This window comes from Coleofasciculus sp. (genome assembly GCF_046539235.1).
In the GTDB taxonomy this organism is placed as follows: Bacteria; Cyanobacteriota; Cyanobacteriia; order Cyanobacteriales; family Coleofasciculaceae; genus Coleofasciculus.
Map to the genome: position 1 here is coordinate 1 of NZ_JBKHHI010000047.1, position 24,666 is coordinate 24,666.

Below are 24,666 nucleotides of genomic sequence, written 5' to 3' on the forward strand. Positions count from 1 at the left end.
TCGACAAACGACCCATCAACAATGAACCATCAACAATGAACCATCAACAATGAACTACTGATAATTGACAATTCGGGCAAATCCCCCCGGATCTAGACTAGCTCCCCCGACTAGCACCCCATCAATTTCAGATTGCGCCATAATCTGATCAATATTCGCCGGCTTGACCGAACCCCCGTATTGAATAGGCACATCTGCAACTTTCAGTTGAGAGCGAATCAAACCCATGATCCGATTGGCTTCTGCAGCTTCACAGGTATCCCCTGTGCCAATTGCCCAGATCGGTTCATAAGCAATTACAAGTTGCTGCTGATCCACATCCACCAAGCCTTCTATGAGTTGCTGGCTGATGTGAGATTCCGTTTCTCCAGCATCCCGTTGTTGCTTTGTTTCACCGACACAAAGAATCGGAATTAACCCGTGACGCTGGGCGGCGAGGAGGCGCAGGTTCACGGTTTCGTCCGTTTCACCAAAATACTGACGCCGTTCACTGTGACCGACAACCACATAACGCAAGCCGAGTTCGGTCAACATTGGTCCAGAAATTTCCCCGGTGAAAGCGCCTTCGTCTTCCCAGTGGATATTCTGCGCCCCTAGCTGCACCCGGCTATTGTGCAGATTTTTGGACATCACTCCCAAGTCTGTAAAGGGAACACACAGAACAACTTCCCGTTCTGAGGGCGTTTGCTCCAGCTTAGGCATAAATTCTTGCAAAAACTCAGAGGACTCCCTTTGAGTTTTGAACATTTTCCAGTTACCGGCAATGACTATTTTTCGCACAGCTTAAATAAAATCGTCTCAATCTTGATGCATCCTTCAGTTTATAGCCTTGAGGCGCAATTGACAGACCCAAGTTAGCTGTTTTAGGGGGACAATCCTTGTCTAACTCCTACTGCATCAATGGTCTAGCGATCGCGCCATTGCTTGTAGAGACGCGCCATGGCGCGTCTCTACTGTGGCTATGAGCAGGCGCGTCTTTTCGGGGGGTAGGGGCTGATTTTACCGATAACCTTAATGAAGAAAACCGATAATTTGACTAAACCCGCCCTTCTAAGCCGGGGAAGTAGGAGGAAAGATGAGAACAATGTTTGGCTGGGCTTTTGTGGGATTGGCAATTTCTGGCGGTTTTACGTCAGATCTTGCCTTTCAAGCTCAGGACTATGATTCTATTCCAGTTTCTGAAGCGGCAAATCGTGCTGAGGATGCTTCTAGAGGAGGGGAAGTCTGTACAGAAGCCCCTTGCTACGTCTGGGAAGCAGAGGACGAGGAACTGATAGATTATTCTGACTTGTCACCGGATGTAGAACACCTCTCTCCTACCAGAAAAGAGGCTTTGATTTTTCCCCCTTCCCAGACCTTGCTGACCGATACTTCAAATGTTACTGTCTCAGAATCCATGAATCCTGTATCAGACGAGAGGGAACAGTTCCAGCAGATCATGAACTGGGTAATTGCCCAGCACCTGCATCAGCAACCGATGACGGATATTATACAGGCGATCGCACAAAGATTTGTGGGGACACCCTATAAGGCAGGCTTATTAGACCAATCGCCAGACGAAACCTTGGTGGTGACGCTTCAAGCATTTGACTGTGTGCTATTTGTGGAAACAGTCCTCGCGATCGCACGAACTGTAGCACGACAGGATTATTCCTATCCAACCTTTGTTAATCATATTCGCGATCAGCGTTATCAGAATGGTCAACTCAATGGTTATTGTAGCCGTTTGCATTATTTCTCCGCCTGGATTCATGACAACGAGAAGCGGGAAACTGTCAAAAATATTACCCAAGAGTTGGGAGGAATCCCATTAAATAAGCAACTAAATTTCATGAGTACCCACCGACACCGTTATCCTCAACTCGTGAATAATCAGGCGAATTACCACTGTATTTTAGAGATGGAAGCTCAGCTTGATGCTGTTCCCTTAAACTATATTCCCACCGATCAGATTCACCGTAACTATGATCAGTTACAATCCGGAGATATTATCGGCATCGCCACGAATATTCCTGGATTGGATGTCACCCATACCGGATTCATTGAGCGCCAGCCAGATGGCAGAATTCGTTTGATTCATGCCTCACCCGCCGGAGAAGTGACGATTTCTCAAGATTTACACCAGTATGTGGGCAATATCAAGAACGCGATCGGTATTTTAGTGGTTCGTCCCAACCCCCTGTAACCCAACGCGCTACGGTAGCAGTTGCGATAAATCTTCCGCGATCGCTCCGGCATTATGTTAAGCTATAGGCAACTTACTCAATCTGCAAATTCTGCCCGTGGAGATTGTTTCAACTGAACTCGAAACTGTTTAAAGGTGTGGAGTTGGGCAGTGGGCAGCAGTTGCGCTACGATGATGCCCAATTCGATTTAGTCATTGCCACAGGTTGGAGTTGCTACTATCCCTTTAATTACTGGCTAAAGGTAATGCATGAAGTCAAGCGGGTACTTAAACCAGAGGGTCATTTCGTTTTTGATATTCTTGACTTAGAAAAACCTTGGGCTTTAGACTGAGCAGTTCTGGAAACTGAACTGGGTGCAGAGGTAATTCTAGAGCCTTTAGCTGAATGGAGAAAAATAATCAATGCGGCTGGAGCCAGGGTAGATAAGCAGTTATCAGGAGAGTTATTTAAGCTTTACAACGTGCATTTCTAAAGGGGATATGTCAGATAGAATAGTAATAACGTGGATATCTACATTCTTGAATTGTTGGTTATTGGCTTACTACTCCTATTGGTCACAATGGGTTCAGGTTGGATTAAGCGATTACCTCTTTCTTACGCTATCATTTACTTAGTTGTTGGCATTTTTCTCGGTCCCTATGGGACTAATCTGATTCAAATTCAGCCCCGCACCGAACTTTTGGAGCGCATTACAGAATTTGTAGTGATTGTTTCTCTGTTTAGTTGTGGCTTAAAAATGAATCGCCCTCTGAGACTAAGAGCTTGGAGTTCAACAATTCGGCTGATCGCTTTTCTCATGCCCATTTCAATCTTTGCCATAGCCGCCATTAGTCATTGGTTATTGAGTCTGAACTGGGGAGCCGCTATTTTGTTGGGGGCAATTCTCGCACCAACTGACCCGGTATTGGCATCAGAAGTCCAACTGGAACATATAGGAGATAGAGATGAGTTGCGATTTGGTCTAACTTCTGAAGGAGGATTAAACGATTCCCTGGCTTTCCCTTTTGTTTATTTTGGACTTTATTGGTTAGAAAATAATAATTGGCAAACTTGGTTAAAGGAATGGATTATTGTTGATTTAATTTGGGCGATCGCGGCGGGAATTGGTATGGGGATATTGGTCGGGAAGGGAGTTATGGGGATTAAGCAGCAACTCCAAAAATTTCGATCTATTGATGCGTTAATGGAGGATTTTATTGGTCTGGGTATTATTTTAATCACCTATGCGCTAACAGAAATCATTAACGGTTACGGATTTTTAGCGGTATTTGTGGCTGGGTTAATGGTACAGCGGAGTTATTCTAATTCTCATTATAATCGGCGACTTTCTCAACTGGAATTCACCGAACAACTTGAAAAATTGATGGAAGTGGGAACGATTCTCTTATTAGGTTCTATACTGCGAATTGAGCCAATTATTGAATTTGGTGGCGAAGCCCTTATCATCGCCGGGTTATTAATTTTTGCTATTCGACCTTTAGGTGCTTGGATTAGCACAACAAACTTAGGTTTTGCCAAGTCACCTCGCTCAAGCTTTCACCCCACAACCCGCTGGTTATTTGGTTGGTTTGGCGTTCGAGGAGTCGGCTCTCTCTACTATCTTTCCTATGCTCTTGGCAAGAGTTTAGAGGGGGAGTTGGGTACAAAAATTGCTTGGATAACTTCCATAACTGTTATAATATCTATCATCATACATGGAATTAGTGCGACTCCTTTAATGAATTGGTACAAGCAAAAATATGAGTTATAGCACTACCGGGATACGTTAGGAAATTCCCCTGTTGCCTGTTGCCTGTTGCCTGTTGCCTTTTCACCCAATTTTATTGTCCTAACCTCAATGCGTAATGCTATATATAGCAGTCGCCAGGATCATTAGGACATTAGATGAATGTCGCTTATTGTGTCGATGCACGTTTAGGTAAGCTCAGTCCATAAGCAACTCCACTAACTTCACCTGCTGCACAGCTAGAGCGGCGCGAATAGCATCACTCACCCAATTCATGAAAAAGGAGTCAAAGTTGAGAAAAATTTCTACCGACTTGAATTTTGGGCAAGACTATATTGACCCCTTTGATTTAGAAAATGAGAATCTATGGGTTAAATTAGAACATCTCGGTCGCTATTTGTTTGTAGCAGACTATTTACGCCCATTTAAGCCGAACTGTGTGGCTGATATTGCTTGCGGGGTCGGCTACGGACTGCCAGAATTAGAACAAATTGCCTCTAGGGTTATTGGGATAGATTTTAATGCTGAAATCCTAGAATGCGCGGCGCAGCAATGCAATAGCTCCCAGACTCAGTTACTCAAACACGATCTAGATGCTTCCGATGGATTTTCAGGGTTGCGCCCATCTTCTCTAGATGCGATCGCAAGTTTTGAAACTCTAGAGCATCTTGTTGATCCAGCTCGTGCTTTGTCAAAATTTGCTCACTTGTTAAAACAAGGAGGCTTTCTCATTTGCTCAGTTCCCAATGTTTTATATGAACCGCGTGATCAAGCTGGATTACCAACAAATCCTTATCATAAGCAACTTTTTAGTTATAAATCGCTCTGTAATTTACTCGAAAAAAATAAGTTTAGGGTTAATTATCGAGTTGGTCAAGCCTGGTCAAATATTTTGTTTAAGCGGGAATCTCAACTTTTAAAGCATCGAGCGATTCGACAGCGCATCGGAGATTATTCCAGCTTACACTCCCCGGAAATCGTTCGTCACCTTTCCTACCTCCTTGCTTACCCAACAGTCGAAGATATAGACGGTTCCTACTCATTGATTATCGTCGGACAAAAGGTTAGGTAGTTGCAAGTAACTGTCTGTTACAACCATGCGATCGCGGCAATTGTGGCTATAGTCTGTGGGATTTAGTTGTCCCAGGGACTATGTCTGGGTGGCTTTAAGAGAGTGAATTACTACACAGCTTCATGGAACTTGTGAAAAACCTCTTGACCTTATACCCCTGTATAAGGTTTAGCATTGATGCAGTTGAACAGGTCTTAAATCATGAATAGGATCAAAGTCGAAATTTTAGGCACAGGTTGCAAGAAATGCCACCAACTTGAAGCCAATGCTAAGGAAGCGATCGCTGCTCTCAATTTAGAAGCAGAAGTATTCCATATTACGGACACAATGGAAATTGTCAAACGGGGTATCATGAAAACTCCCGCCCTAGCAGTTAATGACAAAATAGTCAGCCAAGGAAAACTGATTGAGCCTGAGCAAATTCAATCATTGTTGTCCGTTCAGTAATGCAGATGATGGGTAATGAATAGCCGGGATTGGCTGCTGATTACTCATCATTTTATTTCCCCTTCTAATTCCGGATACCCAGGAGGATAGTTTGATGAAAATTTGGCAAGAGGAATGGAAGCCCCTAGCGGTAATAGTAGCAGTTTTTATACTGTGCTTTTATCTACCTGTTGAGGCAATTCAGAACTCAGAGCGCCTGAGAAATGCTTTCTTTGAATCATTGTATTTAGTTCGCTGGTATGCCCAAGAACATGTCTTGCTCTGTCTAATTCCAGCCTTTTTTATTGCTGGTGCGATCGCGGTTTTCATTAGCCAAGATGCGGTGATAAAATACCTGGGAGCAAAGGCAAATAAGATTTTGGCTTATGGGGTAGCATCAGTTTCCGGCACAATTCTAGCGGTTTGTTCTTGTACGGTATTGCCCCTATTTGCTGGAATTTATCGCATGGGTGCAGGATTGGGTCCAGCTACGGCTTTTCTTTATTCGGGTCCAGCCATTAACGTATTAGCGATTATTTTAACAGCGCGGATATTAGGATTACAACTGGGAATTGCTAGAGCGGTTGGTGCAATTGTGTTTAGTATTGTCATTGGACTAGCAATGGATTTCATCTTCCGCAAAGAAGAACTGGAAAAGATTGAAGCCCAAGGAAGTTTACCGGAACCAGAAGTCACTAGACCCCTATGGCAAAACGCTCTATTTTTCGCCGTCATGGTGGGAATTTTGATATTTGCTAACTGGGCGCAACCTGATACAACCGTTGGTCTGTGGGCATCCATTTATGCAATCAAATGGTGGATCACTGGAGTATTAGCATTGGCATTAGCACTAATTCTAGTATTTTGGTTAGATATTCCCGCTGCTAAAGTTGTCCTAATTGCTGGAGTTACACTCGTTTTAGCCTTACAATTCCCGCAAGAGCCACTGATTGCATTTACGGTGGGCGTTGTTGGTTTGTCTTGGCTCACTAGCACAACTAAAGGTGAAGCTCAAGAATGGTTTATCTCATCCTGGGACTTTGCCAAACAGATTTTACCCCTATTACTGATGGGGGTACTCGTAGCCGGTGCGCTGCTGGGGCGTCCTGGGCAAGAAGCCCTAATTCCTTCGGAGTGGGTAACGCAAGCCGTTGGTGGAAACTCGCTGCTATCTAATTTTGTTGCCTCTTTTGCGGGTGCATTTATGTACTTTGCCACCCTCACTGAAGTTCCGATTTTACAAGGCTTAATTGGCAGTGGCATGGGGGAAGGTCCAGCCTTGGCATTGTTACTCGCTGGTCCGGCTTTATCTTTGCCCAATATGCTTGTGATTCGCAACATCATGGGAACGAAGAAAACGGTAGTGTTTGTGTTGCTCGTTGTTGTGATGGCAACGATTAGTGGTATCGTTTATGGGGTATTTTTTGGTTAATCTGATTGACGAAGTTTAACTGTAAGTGGAGTTAATTTTATACTCAAATGAATCAAGTTTAGTTGATATAAACTCCAGCTTTTGGAGACATAAAAGCCAAGCACAATATAGTTATTTCCTGTCTCCAAAAACATCTCTAAGCGCAGCATGGCTTGACAACGTTAGATTCAGTTGTCGTTTTCACGTCAGTTGTACAAATATTTTTTTCGGGCGCGGTATCACCTAGTTTCACCACAAAGATTTCCCAACGGTTACCATCTGGGTCACTCACCCAGACTTTATCTTGGATAGCATAGCAACAGTCTGTATTCTTCTCCTCAAACAGGTTTAAACCGGCTTGGGCAAAACGATGCATCGCTGATTGAACCTCTTCGGTGCTGCCCACCTGAACTCCTAGATGGGACAATGCCCCGTATGGTTGTACCGTTGGGGTTAGATTTAAGGTCAGGTTGAGAGCGGGATTTTCTAAATCAAATTTGGCATAACCGACTTTGTGCTTAATGGGAGCAACTCCAAACATTGCTTGGTAGAAAGCAACAGACTTGGCAATATCAGTAACATTGAGTGCAACATGGGTTTTGAATATAGTCATGGTTCGTCTCCGAAAAAGTTAGAGTTTATATTTAAAATCGATGATGTTCGATATTTAGGATAGACCTTGGGTTTTGTTCGATGATCAACATCTTAGTCGGTTATATCGATATTCGTCAATATTCAACATTAGCTGCTCAGGGGCAACTGTCATTGTTTTGGATACCTGATAACCTTGGGTAAGGTAAATTTTGGCGAGCAAAGGCTTGCTTGGCACGGCGAATCAGATCGGTTTTGTAGATAAATTCATCGCGGGCATCCATTGGGTAAGACCGCAGCTTGAACTGAGTACCCCACATTTGTTCTTGCATGACAACGACAATGGGAAGCTTTAGCTGCGTATATTTGCTACTGTAAGCTGCCTGGTACAGAATCTGGATGACTTGTTCAGCATCTACAGTATGAGCAAAATAAAAGTCAGTGGCGATCTGAGCTTCTAGCTCTCCGCTGTTGGCATTGGAGACAGCTTCAGTCCAGATTTTGTTGTGGGGAATAGAGACAATGTTGTCGTCAGGAGTCTTGAGTCGAATTTCACGCAAACCATAGTCCATCACTTCACCGTAATGCTCTTCAATTTGAATGCGATCGCCCACTCGATAGGTAGCTTCAAACAGTGCAACTACTCCTGCAATGATCGAACTCACGTAATCCTTAAAGGCAAAACCCAGGGCAATAGCGATCGTGCCTGTCAATGCGAGGAGATTCTCCTGAGACAAGTTCAGAAACAGATTCAGGAGATAGGAAAACGTTAGGATCAAAATCAGCCCTTTCCAAAAGGGCAAAGATTGTTTGATCAATAATCGGAAGCGGCGGGGAACTCGTTCTGAAATCCAGCTAGTGAGCGACTGAATGACAAACATGCTCCCATAAGCGATCAAAATAACGACGAGAGAACGAAAAATTTTTTGCAGCGTAATATTAGTAAGAACTCGTTGCGGTAAGATTTCCGATGCCTCGATTTGTGCCAACAACGTCGGCATTGCCTGAACAAAACTGATCAATTCAAAACCCGATAAACTCATGGTTAATCCTCGCCAACAAAAAAGTTATTATTCGTCAATTCAATCTTCAGCTTGGCATAATGGGCAGCACGTACTGATAGCATGCCATTGCTGCTAGCTAGTATCCCGGCTCGCAATAACTCCTGAATCCGAGCTTGGATTTGGCTTTCGGGTTCACCCAAGCTCAGGGCAAGATGGACATGGCTCATCTGCCCATGAATTAGCAACGAATGAAGTAAATAGCGGTCAATCCCCGTTAATGGTGGCAAACTAGGCAATGTGGGTTTAGTTTGACGTAAGGTAAAAGGGATTTTGTTGGTTGTCTCTGTCTCGCTCAAGTTCAATTGAGATAAATTACCATCCTCTAGTTGATCGCGTTCGATTTGCAAGCTATTTAGCCATAAGCCAAAGGCAATACTACTAACACCAGAGGATTGACTGGCAAGAGTTCTCCAATATGCCTGACCAAGATTATCTTCTGAGTCTTCTATCGCGTCTGGTTCAACCATCGTTTTGGCAATCGGGTTTAACCAGGTTTGAATCATCGCTCCATCTAGTTCCGGTAATGGTTTCACCTCGCTAAAATAGGCGCTAATCTGGCAGACAAAATCCAGAAAATCCCAAGCCCAATGGTTACAGCCTATAACCCAAAAGCAATTGGGATTATCAATGATCATGTCTCGTAAGTATTCAATGCTATTCCAACCCCCAATACAGCGCAGAAAACATTGATCCAGACAGGGAATCATCATCAATGTTTTTCGATCAGCCAGGGAGTTTGCCTCAAGCAAATCGTCAGTATCCTTAGGATTTTTAACCTCAATCTGTGGGTAGGCTTGCAGGGCTTGCTCAATTTGTTGAGACATGATTAATGGATCATGAGGGCGCATTCGGCAAGGTAGAGGTGTGAATACCTCGACGGGGGGATTGTGCCAGGATTGCAGACTATCGCTCAAAATTTTGGCAATTGGTTCTACGGGGCTGCCCAAAATGATCAAACTATTGGCGGCATCCAGGTGATGTTGCCAGTTTTCAACCCCAGCGGTGATCACCTCTTGCACTGTGGTTTGATAGACCTGACAACAGGGGATTGCCTGGATTTTTTGCCACAGTTGAGTCTGAATCCCATCGGGCAACTCAACCTCTTCATCCTCGATTGCTACTGCGGCTTGCGCCTGGGTAAACCACGACTGAAATTTTTGCCGAATTGAGTGAACTAAAGAATGAGTCATCAGGTTTCTGGTTCTTCCGGACTTGCCTCAGCCAAACTGTTAGTTAAAATGGCTTCAGATCGAGTTATACCGTGACTTTGTACCTCAACAGTCTAATTTAACTCAAAATAACGCCCAAAAACCTTGCTTAGCAAAGTTTTTGGGCGTAGTCTGAGGCAATTTAGCATAATAAGTCCGGAAGAACCGGTTTTGGTTCAACTGTTGCCACGACTTCCCCCGTCTGACTGGTGTCATACCCTCCCAACGCCTCAAGTTGAGACAGTACTCGTCGATGCCCCAATGTGCTGAGTAACTGTTGCACCGGGGCTTCTTCCAAATAAGGTTTAAGAATCACCAAGTCATATCGAGAACGATGTAGAGGAATAAAATCAAGTCCAAACGCCGTTGCTACCGATGCGGTACTCACTCCTGCAGATGCTCTACCCGTCGCCACGGCTTGCGCTACCGCCAAATGACCACAGACAATTTGTTCAAATCCTTTCACTGCTTCAAAGGGAATACCTGCTTGCTGAAGCGTGAGCTCTAACAATTGACGACTTCCAGCTCCCTGTTCTCGGTTGACAATCGTAACATTTGGTTGTACCAGATCAGCCACAGTTTTGAGTCCGAGAGGATTACCAGACTCAATCAACAAGCCTTCTGCCCAAATCCCCAAGTTAATCAAAACCGCCGTCGTATCCTTGAGAGCGGCACGCACGAAAGGAACATTATGCTGTTTCGTTTTAGAGTCATACAAGTGCATCCCGGCAATGTGAACTTCGCCTCGGCACAGACGATGTAATGCCCTCATGCTGTTGTCAGAAGTCCAGTGAACTCGTAAGCCAGGATGCCACCGTTCGGTTGCCCGTGCCCATAATGAAAGTGCTGGAGTACAACCGGCTAGGACAACGGTGTGATGCAGTTTCGTCGGTTCATCCAACAGTTTAACTCGAATCGTTGTCGAGTCAGGTTGGCGATCGCCCTCTCCATCGGCGGGAATCATTTCTAGGCGAAACCCATCATTGCCAATTAAGGGATAAGCAACCCATTGTCCCCCCACTCGTGCTAGGCTCAGCCGTAGCTTTTCACCCGTCGGCATCGTCTCAGATGGAATGGCTTCAATTTCAGGAGTATCTGGCTCGAGCCAAAACAAATCTTCTACCTGACAACCCAATGCCTTTGCTAACCGCAGCGCTACGGTAGTAGATGGGGCATACTGTCCCGATTCCACACCGCTTATCGTCTGACGAGACACTCCCGCAAACTTGGCTAAATCTTGCTGACTCATGCCCAAACGAATGCGGGTTTGCTTCAAGTTATTGCAAAGGTTATTGTCTTGCTTCACGTTATCTCACACTTCGCTTACCCTGCATCCACATTACCAGATTCTAAGTAAGGGCAATCGCAGAAGAAATCGTTAGAGTAATTGGTGAGTTAGTGAAATACGATTTGGTTGCACAACTGACTGTGAAAATTAGGGTAGCTTAAGCACAACCAATCAAGGTTAAAATACTTCGTGGTTTCAGCCAAAATTCTTAGTGATTAAGCAACAATAATTTCCAGGAATCTAAACAGACAAACCAGGGAAACTGGCGATGTTCAAGTTGTTTCCATTTCTCTTTAAAAACCTCTGCTTGCAGATGGTAATCTTCGCTATTTTTCGGAGGAGTATTGAGTTTGATAAAAATTGTCATCCGGTGCGGCGTCTCACTCGTCCACGCTAGCCAGCAGGGAAAGGTGTTCTCTCGGTTTGTATTATTAGAAAAGGTCAGTTGATGGGCACGAATTCCGACGTAAGCAGCAGTATCGGAAACGGGTTCAGAGGTTGTTAGGGTGCAGTTCCAGTCCAACGCTTTTAGGGCATAAGAGGTAATCTTTTGAATCGGGGAGATATTTTTGCATCCAGTGAGTTGAGCAACTGTCAGAGTTCCAGGTCGAGTAAAGATGCTTTGTTTTTCTCCATATCCCACAATTTTTCCTGCCGAAAGAACGAGGAGCTTTTGACAAATTCTGTAGGCTTCTTCCAAATTGTGGGTGACAAACAATGTTAATCCATGATAATCAGATAAGGTTTTAATCAGTTGTTTTTCCAATTCACTCCGCAGGTGAGGATCAAGGGCAGAAAAAGGCTCATCTAAAAGCAACAATTCTGGGTTTGTAGCTAAGGCTCTTGCCAAAGCAACTCGCTGCTGCTGCCCACCGGATAGCTGATGGGGATAACGTTGCTCAAATCCTAGTAACTGCACCTTTTCCAATTGAGTGGATACTTGTCTAGATTGGGCAATTTTTGAGAGTCCTTTGAGTCCATAGGCAATATTTTCCGCAACGCTGAGGTGGGGGAAGAGGGCATAGTTCTGAAACAGGAAACCAACTAGGCGATCGCGTGTCGGTAGGTTAATGCCTTTGCGAGAGTCGAACAAAATGCGATCGCCGAGAACAATGGTGCCTTTTGTGGGTGTTTCAATTCCAGCAATACAACGCAACGTCATACTTTTGCCAGACCCCGAACTCCCGATAATACCCAGAGGTTCTCGCTCAACGGTGAAGGCAGCGTTCAGCGTATAGTGGGGGAGTCGCTTCTGAATGTCTACGATCAGCGTCATGGTGATTGGCAATGGGTTTCACAGTACGGTGAGCTTGAACGGATTCCAGATGGCGTACCCACCAGAGAATGGCAAGCGCGATCGCACTCATAATCAGTACCATTCCATTCGCTAGCCCATACCGTTGCATTTGCACGGCATCGTAAATCGCTAGGGGTAAGGTTTGTGTCCGCCCGGGAATACTACCTGCAACCATCAACGTGGCACCAAACTCACCCAAACCTCTGGCAACGCTTAAGCTAAATCCGGCTAAAATTCCCCGATAGGCAATTGGGATCGTGATGCGCCATAAAAGTTCTAGCTCTGATGAACCCAAGGTACGAGCGGCATATTCGAGTTCTGGACTGACATTGGCGATCGCAGCGCGGGTGGATTCTACCATTAGGGGTAAAGCTACAACAGTAGATGCGATCGCAGCCGCCTGCCAAGTAAACAAAATATCAATACCCAACCACTCCTTAACAGGACTACCTCGCCCCAACGCTAGCAGCAGCAAGTATCCCACCACACTAGGAGGCAACACCAGGGGTAAATTCAGCAGAGTCGAAACAAAAATTTGCCCTGGAAACCGAGTCCGCGCTAAGACAATACCCAGTCCCAAGCCCAAGACGAAGATTAAGGAACTCGCCACAACAGTGACCTGTAACGATAGAATCAATGGAGTCCAAATCATTGAATTGGTTCCTCCCCTGGCAGGATAAAGCCATAATTCCCCATCAGGGGTCTGCCTATTTCACCATTAATAAACTCGGCAAACTGCCGCGCTTGCTTGGCGTGGGGTGTTCCTTCAACCACCGCCAGCATTTGATCGAGGGGTTGATGCAAGTTGTCGGCGATGATTTCGTAGCGTCCATTGGGCGTAACCACTGCCAGGGATAGGGCAACAATCGCTGCATCCACATTGCCAGTTTGACCATACTGTAAAGTCTGGCTGACGTTTTTCCCTAGTATTAATTTGGGTTGCAGTTCATCCCAAATCCCCACCGACTCCAAGGCTTGTTTTGCCGCAATGCCATAGGGCGCGTGTTCTGGATTCGCGATCGCAATTCGCTTGATTGCTGGATTAGTCAACTCCTGAATCTGCTTAATTGGCAACGGACTGTCTTGCCGCACCCACAGCACAATCCGTCCTCGCCCATAAATTTGTTTGGTGTCAGAAATAACTCGCCCTTTCCGATCCAAGTCTTCCACAAACGCCTTATTCGCGGCAGCGAACAAATCCATCGGCGCACCTTGAGCAATCTGTTGGGCGAGTTGCCCCGTTGAGCCAAAGTTAAACACAACTTTTGTATTCGTTTCCTGCTCAAACTGCTTCCCCATCTCCTCAAAAGCAAATTGCAGATCAGATGCCGCTCCCACCGTGAGTGTCACTCCAGGTGACGGTGAGAGGGATTTTTGGTTAACCACAGACAAACCGCACGCTACTAACAGCGTCATTAAGCTCAATCCCAGAAACCATCGCCGTTTTCTCATAAGTTGATCACATTTGCGCGAGTGAAACCATAAACACGCAAGTAATATAGATACTTTGCCAGAATACTTGCACTTGATTTGTAACTTTACCTACATTGTTAGAGTTCTTCACCAGGGCAATTGGAGAGCGACGCTGTAGCGATGACAGGAGCGTCAGAGTAAGCTAACGCTCGCCCCCCTCGACGGGCTGGCAGTCATTTCATGTTTATGTCTTTTGCTAGATTCGGTAAATTGCGCTTGAGGCAAAAATACGCACAACTGAAGTCTTACTAGTGGGTAATTAAAGGCGCGGTGAACGTTCTATTTTGTTGCCTTTACTATTTCAACGATGGGCAACGGTGATATCTATCCCAGTCGTGGCGGTTGGGAGATTGCTACTTCCTTCACAACGCTGAGTGGTATGTTGCTGATTACGATGGTGGTTAGCTTTTTACTATCTGTAATTGGAGGCGTGACGACTAAGCAATCGTTGGCTAGTCAAATTACCGGACTAGGGAATTCTGCCGAAGAGTTCGTTTTGAACATCTGGGATGGCAAAGGGTTTCCTGGACTAGATTTGCAATTAATGTCGATGTCATCACAACTTGGTACACTAACCGAACAACAGCTTGCTTACCCCGTGTTGCACCGCTATCATGGTGCATCTCCGAAAGAAGACAGTGCGCCGGATTTCAGAAATCAAAAACGTTAAATCAACTATCATTATCTATTATGGACAAGGTTGTTTTCTTTTATGGAGGTATTGAACCGTTAATCCGCATCGTTGTTGTCGGAACCTTAGCCTATGTCAGTTTAATCATCTTGCTGCGGATATCTGGCAAACGTGCGTTAGCTCAGTTGAATGCCTTTGACTTTGTAATTACGATTGCGATCGGTTCTACCCTGGGACGATTAATTACGGCAAAAGGCGTATCGTTAGCGGAAAGTGTCACGGCATTCTTTACGCTAATTTTCTTACAATACCTGGTTTCATGGCTAACTGTTCGCTCATCGCCATTCGACAACTTGATAACAGCAAGTCCCTCACTGCTTTACTTTCGAGGTCAATTTTTACGCAAAGCCATGCAAGCGCAACGGGTAACGCAAGCACAATTATTAGCAGCCGTGCGTGAAAACAGAATTGCTTCTTTAGAAGACGTAGAAGCGATTGTAATGGAATCAGCCGGAACAATCGCTGTGGTCAAAAAGGAAACGGCGGCAGAACTAACTGATGCTTCTGCACTGAGTAATATTCCCAAAATTAACCATTGAATTTTGCATCGAGCTAAAATCGTAGCCAAGTACCTGGACATAAATTCTGTCCGCTGTACGAAGAAATGCTAACAAGCGTCAAATCCTTACTGTTCCCTGTTCCCTGTTCCCTTGTCCTCATTTGTGCTAATACAGAGGAAGATACAACTATGTGTATCACTGATTAAGCCGAACCCGGATCGCTAAAGTTAAACTATCATACCCACGATGCGACCTGACTTACAGGGACTCGAAATTACCCCAGGAGAACTCAAACATTTGAGTGGAGTGAGCGTTGATACCGTCTTGAGACCGCCAACTCTACCCAAATTTATCGCGGAGATTACTAAAACCCTTTTGATTATGCTACTGATTAGTTTAACCGGGTTTGTGCTGATCCAGGTTTTTCCGGAACATTTGAAGTTATTAATTTCTGTCCCTTCCATTCTTGCCATCACCTTATTCTTAAACGATATTCGCAAAATTGCCATTAGCCGCAAATGTCGCAATTTAGTCAGACTCTTTGAAGATGTCAACCGATTTAATCGGGTGATTAAAGCCATTGATATTAATGATAAAATTGAAGCCGTCGGCAATCCGGGTGTGAGCTTACAAAATCGGGGACAAGTCATTCAGGCACTTCGGCTAACCCGTGACGATATTATTCGAGCCTTGAAAACTGAACGAATTTTGAGAGAAAATGCCAGATTTATCAAATATAATTCTGAACTATTTGATAATAATCTCATGGCATTGACAGCTTTACAAGTTAGTGATCAAGCCACGGAACATGGTCGTTTACTGAATGAAGCGTTACAGATTGTTGTCGATGTGCGACAGGAAATGAAAGCGTTACAAAATCGGCACTTATAAAATAAATTTTGAATTTGAATTTCCTGCTCCCATTTACTTAAAAAATGACAAATAATTAAGACTTTTTCAAAGCATAGCCGAGTAACCAAAACAATAATATAGCAATGATAGCGATAGCTGTGGGTATAGGCGAATTGGAGACAGTAATCACAACACTGATAATCGCCATAAGTAATAAGAGTACCTGTAGAACTAATATTAGCGGTCGCTTTCCGATAAAATTGCGGCTTTGAAACGCAGCTGGACTTCTTAATTGTAACCACCAATAGACAAGTTGTAATGATTTATTCACAAATTGATAGCTTAAAAGCCCTTGAAGTTTATTCGCACGTTGCTTTCCTAGAGTCGTAATCATAATATCTCGCAGGATTAAAGCCGCACGAGTAGCAAGATTTGCCAGCACAATTCCGGGAATATCTTTTAAAATTGTTTCTTTACCAATCCGGTATTGATTGCGAAAGAAGTCTTCTTTGGCTTGGGGAGAGAACCTACCAATAGCATCTTTGGCTAATTTTGCCGCCGCTAGAGTATTCACCGTTTTCTCAAAATAACCTGGAACGGGTTGATAGCTGGGTGGTTGATCACCGAGTTGAGCAAGTAATCGTTCCACATCATCAGGATCAGTGGGTTTAACCCGTTGGCGATTCCAGGTTAGTTGTTCGCTGATTTCATCTTCAATCACTGTTTCTAAGTCGGTCATTAAAATTGAGCGATGACCTTCTAAAACCAGATCGTCTAAGATAATATGCATCGCTGCATCGGACAGATTTGGATCAGCTAATAAGCGAAGATGGGATTTGAGTTTCTGACGAGTGTTGGCTGTGGAATCGGGAAAACAGTCTTGAACCAGTTGTTCAAAGTATTCATCTTCTGTACATCCTTGTGCTTGGGTTTGTCGCGCCAAAAAAATTGGAAAATTTTGTAATGATTCACGAGTAACTAAGGCTTCAACAAGACGATTGAGTCCATCCAATCGCCCCCATAACATATCATTGGAACGCCATGATTTCTTAAAAAATCCGCCAAAAGCTCGTAAGGTATCCCCAGCCAATTTATCATCTAATGTTTTTCCCTTACCTAACCCTAGCTGAGCATCATCGGGACTAAAGCGAATTGTCTCAATTATATCTTTTTCAGCAAGATTGGTTAAATATTCAAAAGGATATAGTACCCGATCTAATTCATAAAACTGTTGGTAACGATTGAGAATATCATCATAATCGTTGAGTTTACTGGTTTGAATCAGCCTTTCTGATGCCTGATTAATTTGATAGAGAATGGAGCAAAACATCTGACTACAGTTGTCCGGATCACTATCCTGGTATTTTTGATCCGACCAAATACGCTTGAGGAGCGATGGATCATCATCAAGTTGGCGAATTTTTTGTTGGAATTGTGCCATAATACTAGAAATCTGTTTTTGCGGTAACCAGTCCCTCGGTTTTTCCTGAAGCTGGTTTAACTCTACTCCTAACTGTTCCGCCGCGGTGGGTAATGTCTTAAAAAAGTTGGCGGGAACGAACTCCAGGCGATTTTGGTCTAGGTTCGATGGAGACAGGTCATTTAAACCATCCGCATCAAAGAAAAAGCGGTGCAAACGCAAGAGACGATCATAGACTTGCTGGCGCCACTGCTGTAGAAATTGAAGGTCAGAATTTTCTAAACTTTGCTCCAGTAAACTGTAGAAAGATTCACTAACCTGCGGATGACTGAGTAATGTATCTAAGGTAAAGCGGATTACTTCTAGCAGTTTAAGTTGTCGATTTAACCGACTGACAAGTAATCGCTGTTTATTATATTCATCGATTGCGGTTGTTTTCTCAAGCTGCTGAAATAGCTTATCAATAATGTAGAAATGCTTCCTCAACCCATAGTCTATATCCAGATTACGGATATGCTGACTAGCTTGTTGAAGAATTATATCTTTATCTTGACTATTGGTCGGGCTGATGATGCCCGCAATTAACCGTTGTCCTGTTTTATCTAAAATGACTTTTTTATCAGTCCCTGAAGCCGTGGTTTGCCCTTGATCCATGCGTAAAATCAGGGGGAGGATGCGATCGCGCAAACCAATCAGGCGGCTACGGAGGTAAATCTCTTCATTGACGGTAATCTCGTTTGATGTACCCGGTTGACCTGGGTTTTTTGTTTCTACACTGGCGAGTAAGCTATTATAGCGGTAGATTTTATCGTTTTGGGCTTGGATTAACTCCAAATCGTTGCTAATGCTTTCATAAGTCGGGAGTCCAACTAACGCATCCTGAAGCACTTCCCAGGTGGTAGGCTTCGCCATGGCATTAAATTTGGGATTTGCCAAGAAGCGATCGGGATTGGGGTCGATATAAATCAGCTTGCGATCGACGGGACGGTTAGCGGTGCGAAAATAGATATCTTTAATCGTGTAACTAAATGGGCGATTATCCAACACGCCACCATCAATAAAATGGAGTTGATACCCCTCTTTCGGTCGCTGTTCGGGTAAGTCACGGTTCTCCAATTGTCCCCATTGAATCAGTCGCTGATCGACGTCATTTGTATCTTCCTTTAAACCTACATTAACCGCTGGAAATGCCACGGGAAAGCATGAGGTAATTCGGCATAGTTTTGCTAGGGATTGATAGGTTTGTTCCGGAGTCCGACTTAAATCCGCTGGATCACTATCCGGATTAAAGGGTTCGTGGCGTCCTTGACGATGCTTGAGGCGAAAAATCTGGCGGTGATTTTTGACTTCAATGACTTGACCGGTATCATCAAATACCTGGTAAATGCGTCCCAGCATGTCAGTTCCTGTGACAAATAAATCGAGTTCATTCAACTCTGAAACCCACTCCCCATCTGGCGCATCCGTGCGATTATAAATGCCTTTTTCAAACGCTTCGGCTAGGGCTGTTTGATAATATCCTGCACCATCCAAAACCGACTCCCTTTGAGTTTCCTGGGTTGAGGGGTGATGCATTAGTTCGCGGATATTCCCACTCTCACGCCAAATTTGTCCAAATTCTTTAAAGTCAACCATTGTGTCTTTGGTGCTATTGGCAAGGGCGTAACTCAGTAACACGCCATTAATACCGCCGGCTGAGGTTCCGGAGAGGATATCCACAACAATATCCGAATCCGTTAGGGCTTTAATCAGTTTATAGATACCTCGACCCCGTACCGCATTATAGAATTCGCGGCAGATACCATTCATATAAATGGCGAGAGAAACACCACCATACACGACGAGTCCTAAGCGATGTTCGCGACGAAATTCAGGTTTTTGGAGGGGGTGACTAGAGGTAGGCATCGTGCGATCGCGTCTTGAGGTGATTGGTACAAAAGTGTTTGACCAGGATACTTCCTAATTCATACCATAAAAGTTAACGGCTGAGAACTCGCTTACCTTGAGCAGCAAGCTACGTCTTATGTCTTATGTTTATGTAAGGGTTTGAGATCTATTTCCTCAAGCCGTTTCCTTTTGTCCAAAGTCCAGTTGCTGGTTCAGATAAAACTTAAACTTCTGGCGTAATTGTTCAACACTCATATTCTGTGTCCAATATTCTACCAAAGCGTGACCAAATGCCCACGCATTGCGATCAGGTGAAGATGAATTGTCCAGCAATAATGACCACAGCGATCGCAAGTCGAATTGCATCTGAGTATCCCCTGCACTCAACAAGGAGAATAAGTCATACGCCATCTGTAATTTGCCAATGACTACGGGTAACTGTTCGACGGGAATTTGTTCAGCCAGGGCAAATGCTAAGGTGGGAGATCCGGTTGTTACTGTGGATACAAACTGTAGCACCGGACTTTTCAGAAACGCTGCCAACCCCTGAGTCGTTGCCATCTGAAAGGTATAGTGGTCAATAATTTTAGCTGCTTCCGCTGTACGGGCTTCTCGGTTTCGCAAAAAGCGGGCAAGACGCAGTTGTTTGGCAGGTGCGATCGCGTCGATTAAGGCGAAGGATAGCGCCTCGATATTCCAAGGGGTGCGCCCGGTTTTCCAATCCGCCGTCACCACGGGTAAGACGCGATCGCACCATTTCCCTAAACTCTGGGCGCGATATTCTGTCGCTTCCCGAATCGCTTTTTCTTTGGTACGTTCCCCCCATTGCCAATCATAAGGGGGTTGCCATTCCCGAATCGGGCGCAGGCGATCGACTTGGGTGACGATTGTAATGGCAGGTAAGTCTTCAATATCTGTTTGGATTTCCTTGAGAAACTCCGCATCAATTTGTAGCGCCGGATCGAGGGCGGGGGTTACCAGTAGCAGTAAATCGGCGTTCGTGGCATAATCGAGTACCAAGTCCCGCAAATCGGATCGGTTGACTTGTTCATATCCCGGCGTATCCCACAGCGTCAGGGTTTCTCCAGTTGGAGTTTGCCAGTGGTAATTCTGGATGCGATCGGTACTGGGTAAGACATCGACTTCGGCTCGTTCTGCCTGAAATAATGTATTAATTAGGCTACTTTTACCCGATCCAGTACGCCCCACTAGCAAAATACTCACGGGCTTTTGTTCAACCGCTTCTACCGGTTCAGCTTGTTCGAGGATATCGCGCAGGGTTTGAGTTTTTACCTGGGGGAGTTGCGGTTTGGGTGGGGAGACGATAGCTGAACCCGGTGGGGTACTTCCACTATAAAGCGCGATCGCTTGTCGAGATAAATTCTTTAACGCCGCTTCGCGCAGCATCTGTGCCAAATTCATCAACAGTTGCTGGGTAGCTTGGTTACTCGAACGCTTACTCGCTTGTTTGGCTAGCGCCGCCACCGGATTGACTACCCACTGCGCCCAACTCCAGGCTTGCCAGAGTTTGCGGGCGGAGGGTTCGAGTTTCTGGTACACTTCGTAGGCTTGCAATCCCTGTCCCACTGTCACCTGACTCAGCGCTGGCGATAACTTCTGCATCCACTGATCTAAGTCATCCACTGTCCCCCGAATCAGCCCATAAGCTTGGGGAATGTAGATATTGAGTAAGGGATATTTCGCCTCCGGCTGATAGATATGGGCGATGGCGATCACAAGTTCCTGACATCGTTGCCAAAAGGTTTGCCAGTCTTCCCAGATGGGCGGATCATCCTGTGCTTTTTTCAGCACCGTTTGCAGGGCGGCTTCGGCGTTTTGAGTCGCCTCATCGGTGGCGGGTAAGGCAGTTGTTTCCTCTGTGGTAGCGTCGAGTTGATCGCTAACCTCCGCTACTGCTGCTTCTACCTGATCGACTGTTGTCCCTGTCCATTTTACTAGCAACCAACGCCAACCCGCGAAGATCAGGATAAAGATACCCCAGATCCAATTAATTCCCCACTCGTGGATTTGCCAACCAGCAGATAAAAGTAAGAATGTAATTATGGACGCGATCGGCATTGCCAATACGATCCACTGCCACCGTTTTAATCGCACCATTGTCTGATACCTGCCACAGAAAAGCCTCCCTTATAGCGATCATAATTGAAATGGCAACCAATGTAGGGGTTTGGTAACCAAACCCTACTGTTACTGTTACCAAACCCTACTGTTAAGGATTTTCATCCCCTTCCGGAAGCGGTTCGGGAAAATCAGGTGTCTCGTTATTATCAGGAGATGCGGTTGGTGCAGGTGTAGGCTGTTCGCTTAATGTGGCAAGTTGCTTGACTTGATCTTTGTACTCCTGCGGTGCTAACGAAACCGCTGTGGTAAATAGAGGCTTGGCTGCTTCGGTTTTCCCTTGTTGGCGCAGAATTAGGGCTTTAGCCAATACCGGGCGAAAATCTTGGGGATTTTCTTCGATTAGTTCATCATAAATGGTGAGGGCTTCGGTAAACCGCTGTTGACTCAGGTAGACTTCTCCTAACAACAATTTGACCGAACTCACATCTACTCTACCCGGTTGAGTCTGATTCTGTTGTCCAGCGTTTTTAATCGTCTCTTGCAATAGACCAATCGCCGCTTCTGGACGGTTTTGCTGAATATACAAAGCGGCTAATCCTTTTAAGGCATTGATATCTCCGGGTTGTGAGGCTAAAATTTGACGATAAGCTTGGGCTGCACCTTCGCGATCGCCGGTTTGTTCTTTTGCCTGAGCTAGCAACACCCCATATTCGGGTTGGTCGGGATTCAGTTCAGCTAAGGTTTCTAAGGGTGCGATCGCGCCTTCAATATCCCTTAACTGTAATTTTGTCTCTAATAGTCCCCGCAATGCGGTTTGATTTTCCGGTTCTCGCTGTAAAACCAGTTCATACCCTTTAGCTTGTTCTTCGAGTTGATTTTGCTGTTCGGCGGATAGGCTGGGTTGGGCATTCGGTGTGGTAACAGCAGACGGCTGATTGCTTTCTACGACAGTCCTCAACAGCGGAATCGTCGATATACCCACAAATGCCAGCACGGCTAGCACTAACACGACTATCACCCAAACCCTGCGTTTTTGAGACACAAAAAATTCCTTGAACTCTACTGAACATTATGAACGCCTTGGTGTCCTTTGCGCCAATGGTTGCATTTTGATGGGAAAGCTAACTGCTTCGAGAATTTACACTCAGTTGCAGTTGATCGGCGTAGATAGATAGGACAAGGAAGACAAGGACTAGAAAATAGTCGGTTTGAACGCGCCAATCGCTCCAGTCATGAATTATCTCAGTTAAGCGTTCTGCATTGGCTGCTGTTTGGGCTACGTTATTTAACTATTTTGATGCTGCAGCAATGTCAAGAATTTGTCCACATTAAAGGGTTTGAGAATATGATCAATGCCTAATCCCCTAATTTTCATCAGATTAATTTGATCGGCACTGGCTGTAAGAAAGACAAATTTAGTGTCAGCCGTGCTAGGATCTTGACGCAATGCCTCTAAAACGCCATAACCATCAAGTTTAGGCATCATCACATCACACAAAATTACATCCGGATGAAACTCTTTGGCTATTTCCACCCCAGCCTGACCATTGTCTGCTCCGATGGCTTCAAATCCTTCAATTTCCAGTAGTTCTAAGAGATTATCTCGAATTAAGCTTTCGTCTTCAATCACTAAAATTTTTCTCATTGGATATCCTCACGGTTTAATTTACATTTTGTCACAATTTTGCTTCACCTAACCGCTATCCTCAGGGGTTATTTCTGCTATCTTAATCATAATGAAACGATATCTGAACGTACTCCAGTTGTTCTGGAGGACTGCTCTCGCCGCTGAACTCGAGTATCGCCTCAACTTTCTGATTGCTGCCTTAAGCAGTCTCGGAAACTTAGTGGGCAGTTTATTTGGGTTATTTTTGTTTTACCGCACGGGCTACACCTTTGAGGGCTGGAGTTGGGAAGAAGCCTTGGTGATTCTGGGGATTTTTACCCTTCTCCAAGGATTTGCGGCGACGCTGCTGAGTCCTAATCTCAATCGCATTGTCCAGCATGTCCAACAAGGTACGCTCGACTTGATCTTACTGAAGCCGATTAGTTCCCAGTTTTGGCTGTCATCTCGCACCCTATCGCCTTGGGGATTGCCCGATTTAATTTTTGCTGGAATCCTCCTAGCTTATGCAGGTGAACGCCTTAACCTTAGTGGGGTTGATTACCTTTTGGGCGCTGTTCCCTTGGTGTTTGGTCTGATCAGTCTTTACAGCCTCTGGTTTATACTGGGAGCCACGAGTATTTGGTTTGTCAAAATTTATAATGTGACTGAAGTGCTGCGCGGGTTGTTGGAAGCAGGGCGTTTTCCGATGGTGGCTTATCCCACCGTTTATCGATTTTTCTTTACCTTTGTTGTCCCTGTGGCGTTCTTAACCACGATACCCGCCGAGGTGATCTTAGGTCGCGGTGAGTTCATCTGGGTGGTGGGTGCAGCGATTCTGGCATTAGGATTACTGTTAGCGTCCGGTATATTTTGGCGGTTTGCCCTGCGGTTTTATACCAGTGCGTCGAGTTAAAACCTGTAGAGACGTGATCCCAAAAGCATCTGTAGGGGCGGGTTTCACGACTATCGTTTTTTTCTCACCCAGATGTTACTAAACCCGCCCCAACCCAATGAACGAGTTTTGAATGAATAACAATGCGATCGCAATGGGACTGTTTACTACAAAATCTAGGCGAATGGCAAGGTTCGTTTACCCGCTTCTCGCCGCAAGGAGAACCGTCAACAGATACGCCGACGGTTGTCAGCTTGGAGGGAATCAATCAAAATAAAACGGTGCGTCAGGTGATTCGCCGTTATCCCCCCGATCGCGCTGTCGAAGAAACGGTCTTGGAATACAGTTCCTTAGCCAGAAGTGTGCTATTCTTTGAGACCGGAGCATTCTCTCAAGGCTCCATGCAGTGGGGTCCTTTTTCCGAATTTGGGGCTGAATTGGGCTTAATTGCTGGAAATCGCCGCCTACGGTTAGTGCAACTCTACAATAAAGACGCTCATCTGTCTCAGTTAACCTTAATTCGGGAAAAACGCGCCGGAACCGATACCCCAGAACGTCCCCCTCTAACCGTTGATCAGTTATTGGGAGAATGGCAAGGTGAAGCCATTACCCTCTATCCCGACTTGCGATCGCCGGATACCTATTCCACTAAACTCACGATTGAACGCCAAGACAGTAATCGCCTCGTTCAACAGTTAACCTTTGGCGTCGGTGCATCCGTTCAGACCCTAACCTCCAGTGCTAGAATCGACGGAGCGATGATCTATTTCCAGGATGGTGGATTACCCGTTCAGGTGGTACTGCTTCCCGATGGCGCGTCTTCTAACTGTCCACTAACGATTAAATCCGGTCACAGTTTCGTTCTAGAAGTCGGTTGGTTAGTCGAACCCAACCTACGCCAGCGACTGATTCGCCGCTATAGCGATCGCGGATCTTGGGTCAGATACATTTAACCCGGAAAAATCTAGCAATTACTAGAAAAATCTGAGTATGG

At 45.2% G+C, this 24,666-nt stretch carries 21 protein-coding genes and 2 pseudogenes; 11 read left to right on the top strand and 12 right to left on the bottom strand.

What is annotated here, in order from left to right; genetic code table 11:
- Positions 1-54 precede the first annotated feature (54 nt).
- Complete coding sequence (tpiA, locus tag ACLFWI_RS06610) at positions 55-780, bottom strand: triose-phosphate isomerase (protein WP_446412264.1); 726 nt, start codon at positions 778-780, stop codon at positions 55-57.
- Positions 781-1,075: 295 nt separating this feature from the next.
- Here tpiA and ACLFWI_RS06615 point away from each other — a divergent pair, with 295 nt between their 5' ends.
- The 6 genes and pseudogenes from ACLFWI_RS06615 to ACLFWI_RS06640 all read left to right on the top strand — a co-directional run bounded on the left by ACLFWI_RS06615 (position 1,076) and on the right by ACLFWI_RS06640 (position 6,842).
- Positions 1,076-2,185: an N-acetylmuramoyl-L-alanine amidase-like domain-containing protein gene (locus ACLFWI_RS06615; RefSeq protein WP_446412265.1), complete on the top strand. Its 1,110-nt coding sequence runs from the start codon at positions 1,076-1,078 to the stop codon at positions 2,183-2,185.
- 110 nt (positions 2,186-2,295) lie between these two features.
- A pseudogene (locus ACLFWI_RS06620) lies at positions 2,296-2,658 on the top strand (class I SAM-dependent methyltransferase); the annotation flags it as partial.
- 30 nt (positions 2,659-2,688) lie between these two features.
- Positions 2,689-3,936, top strand: a complete 1,248-nt coding sequence (locus ACLFWI_RS06625; protein WP_446412266.1) for a cation:proton antiporter — start codon at positions 2,689-2,691, stop codon at positions 3,934-3,936.
- 250 nt (positions 3,937-4,186) lie between these two features.
- The gene (locus tag ACLFWI_RS06630) at positions 4,187-4,984 is read left to right on the top strand and encodes a class I SAM-dependent methyltransferase (protein ID WP_446412267.1); all 798 of its coding nucleotides are present in this window, start codon (positions 4,187-4,189) and stop codon (positions 4,982-4,984) included.
- A 201-nt stretch (positions 4,985-5,185) separates the two neighbouring features.
- Positions 5,186-5,431, top strand: a complete 246-nt coding sequence (locus ACLFWI_RS06635) for a thioredoxin family protein (RefSeq protein WP_446410487.1) — start codon at positions 5,186-5,188, stop codon at positions 5,429-5,431.
- A gap of 94 nt (positions 5,432-5,525) precedes the next feature.
- Positions 5,526-6,842 (top strand): permease, encoded by a 1,317-nt coding sequence (locus tag ACLFWI_RS06640; RefSeq protein ID WP_446412268.1) that lies wholly within the window; start codon positions 5,526-5,528, stop codon positions 6,840-6,842.
- Positions 6,843-6,978: 136 nt separating this feature from the next.
- Here ACLFWI_RS06640 and ACLFWI_RS06645 read toward each other — a convergent pair whose 3' ends face one another.
- From ACLFWI_RS06645 to modA, 7 genes are all read right to left on the bottom strand, one after another.
- Positions 6,979-7,434 carry an ArsI/CadI family heavy metal resistance metalloenzyme gene (locus ACLFWI_RS06645; RefSeq protein WP_446412269.1) on the bottom strand — a complete coding sequence of 152 codons (456 nt, stop codon included), beginning with the start codon at positions 7,432-7,434 and terminating at the stop codon, positions 6,979-6,981.
- A 136-nt stretch (positions 7,435-7,570) separates the two neighbouring features.
- The gene (locus tag ACLFWI_RS06650) at positions 7,571-8,413 is read right to left on the bottom strand and encodes a mechanosensitive ion channel family protein (protein ID WP_446406859.1); all 843 of its coding nucleotides are present in this window, start codon (positions 8,411-8,413) and stop codon (positions 7,571-7,573) included.
- A 44-nt stretch (positions 8,414-8,457) separates the two neighbouring features.
- Entirely contained in the window at positions 8,458-9,666 is a 1,209-nt protein-coding gene (locus tag ACLFWI_RS06655; RefSeq protein ID WP_446412270.1) for a MarR family transcriptional regulator, read from the bottom strand.
- A 160-nt stretch (positions 9,667-9,826) separates the two neighbouring features.
- Positions 9,827-10,990, bottom strand: a complete 1,164-nt coding sequence (locus tag ACLFWI_RS06660) for a substrate-binding domain-containing protein (RefSeq protein WP_446412271.1) — start codon at positions 10,988-10,990, stop codon at positions 9,827-9,829.
- Between the two features lie 190 nt (positions 10,991-11,180).
- Positions 11,181-12,248, bottom strand: coding sequence for a sulfate/molybdate ABC transporter ATP-binding protein (locus tag ACLFWI_RS06665; protein ID WP_446406852.1), 1,068 nt, complete (start codon positions 12,246-12,248; stop codon positions 11,181-11,183).
- The gene (gene modB, locus ACLFWI_RS06670; protein WP_446412272.1) at positions 12,181-12,921 is read right to left on the bottom strand and encodes a molybdate ABC transporter permease subunit; all 741 of its coding nucleotides are present in this window, start codon (positions 12,919-12,921) and stop codon (positions 12,181-12,183) included. The genes ACLFWI_RS06665 and modB overlap by 68 nt, the downstream gene beginning before the upstream one ends.
- On the bottom strand, positions 12,918-13,721 hold the full coding sequence (gene modA / locus ACLFWI_RS06675; RefSeq protein ID WP_446406850.1) for a molybdate ABC transporter substrate-binding protein: 804 nt from the start codon (positions 13,719-13,721) through the stop codon (positions 12,918-12,920). Before modA ends, modB begins: the two co-directional genes overlap by 4 nt.
- A gap of 310 nt (positions 13,722-14,031) precedes the next feature.
- Here modA and ACLFWI_RS06680 point away from each other — a divergent pair.
- The 3 genes and pseudogenes from ACLFWI_RS06680 to ACLFWI_RS06690 all read left to right on the top strand — a co-directional run.
- A pseudogene (locus ACLFWI_RS06680) lies at positions 14,032-14,412 on the top strand (ion channel); the annotation flags it as partial.
- Positions 14,413-14,432: 20 nt separating this feature from the next.
- Entirely contained in the window at positions 14,433-14,972 is a 540-nt protein-coding gene (locus tag ACLFWI_RS06685) for a DUF421 domain-containing protein (RefSeq protein WP_446412273.1), read from the top strand.
- A gap of 207 nt (positions 14,973-15,179) precedes the next feature.
- The gene (locus tag ACLFWI_RS06690; RefSeq protein WP_446412274.1) at positions 15,180-15,824 is read left to right on the top strand and encodes a hypothetical protein; all 645 of its coding nucleotides are present in this window, start codon (positions 15,180-15,182) and stop codon (positions 15,822-15,824) included.
- A 55-nt stretch (positions 15,825-15,879) separates the two neighbouring features.
- Here ACLFWI_RS06690 and ACLFWI_RS06695 read toward each other — a convergent pair whose 3' ends face one another.
- From ACLFWI_RS06695 to ACLFWI_RS06710, 4 genes are all read right to left on the bottom strand, one after another.
- A complete protein-coding gene (locus tag ACLFWI_RS06695; RefSeq protein WP_446412275.1) occupies positions 15,880-19,110 on the bottom strand; it encodes a patatin-like protein in 3,231 nt (1,076 codons plus the stop codon).
- Positions 19,111-19,266: 156 nt separating this feature from the next.
- The gene (locus tag ACLFWI_RS06700) at positions 19,267-21,210 is read right to left on the bottom strand and encodes a GTPase family protein (protein ID WP_446412276.1); all 1,944 of its coding nucleotides are present in this window, start codon (positions 21,208-21,210) and stop codon (positions 19,267-19,269) included.
- A gap of 112 nt (positions 21,211-21,322) precedes the next feature.
- Complete coding sequence (locus ACLFWI_RS06705) at positions 21,323-22,216, bottom strand: tetratricopeptide repeat protein (RefSeq protein ID WP_446412277.1); 894 nt, start codon at positions 22,214-22,216, stop codon at positions 21,323-21,325.
- A 243-nt stretch (positions 22,217-22,459) separates the two neighbouring features.
- Positions 22,460-22,819 (bottom strand): response regulator, encoded by a 360-nt coding sequence (locus ACLFWI_RS06710; RefSeq protein ID WP_446412278.1) that lies wholly within the window; start codon positions 22,817-22,819, stop codon positions 22,460-22,462.
- Positions 22,820-22,910: 91 nt separating this feature from the next.
- On the opposite strand from ACLFWI_RS06710, the gene ACLFWI_RS06715 reads away from it, so the two are divergent.
- Together ACLFWI_RS06715 and ACLFWI_RS06720 are read left to right on the top strand one after the other, a co-directional pair.
- On the top strand, positions 22,911-23,693 hold the full coding sequence (locus ACLFWI_RS06715; protein ID WP_446412279.1) for an ABC transporter permease: 783 nt from the start codon (positions 22,911-22,913) through the stop codon (positions 23,691-23,693).
- Positions 23,694-23,815: 122 nt separating this feature from the next.
- Positions 23,816-24,625 carry a DUF3598 family protein gene (locus ACLFWI_RS06720; protein WP_446412280.1) on the top strand — a complete coding sequence of 270 codons (810 nt, stop codon included), beginning with the start codon at positions 23,816-23,818 and terminating at the stop codon, positions 24,623-24,625.
- The last annotated feature ends 41 nt before the right edge of the window (positions 24,626-24,666 follow it).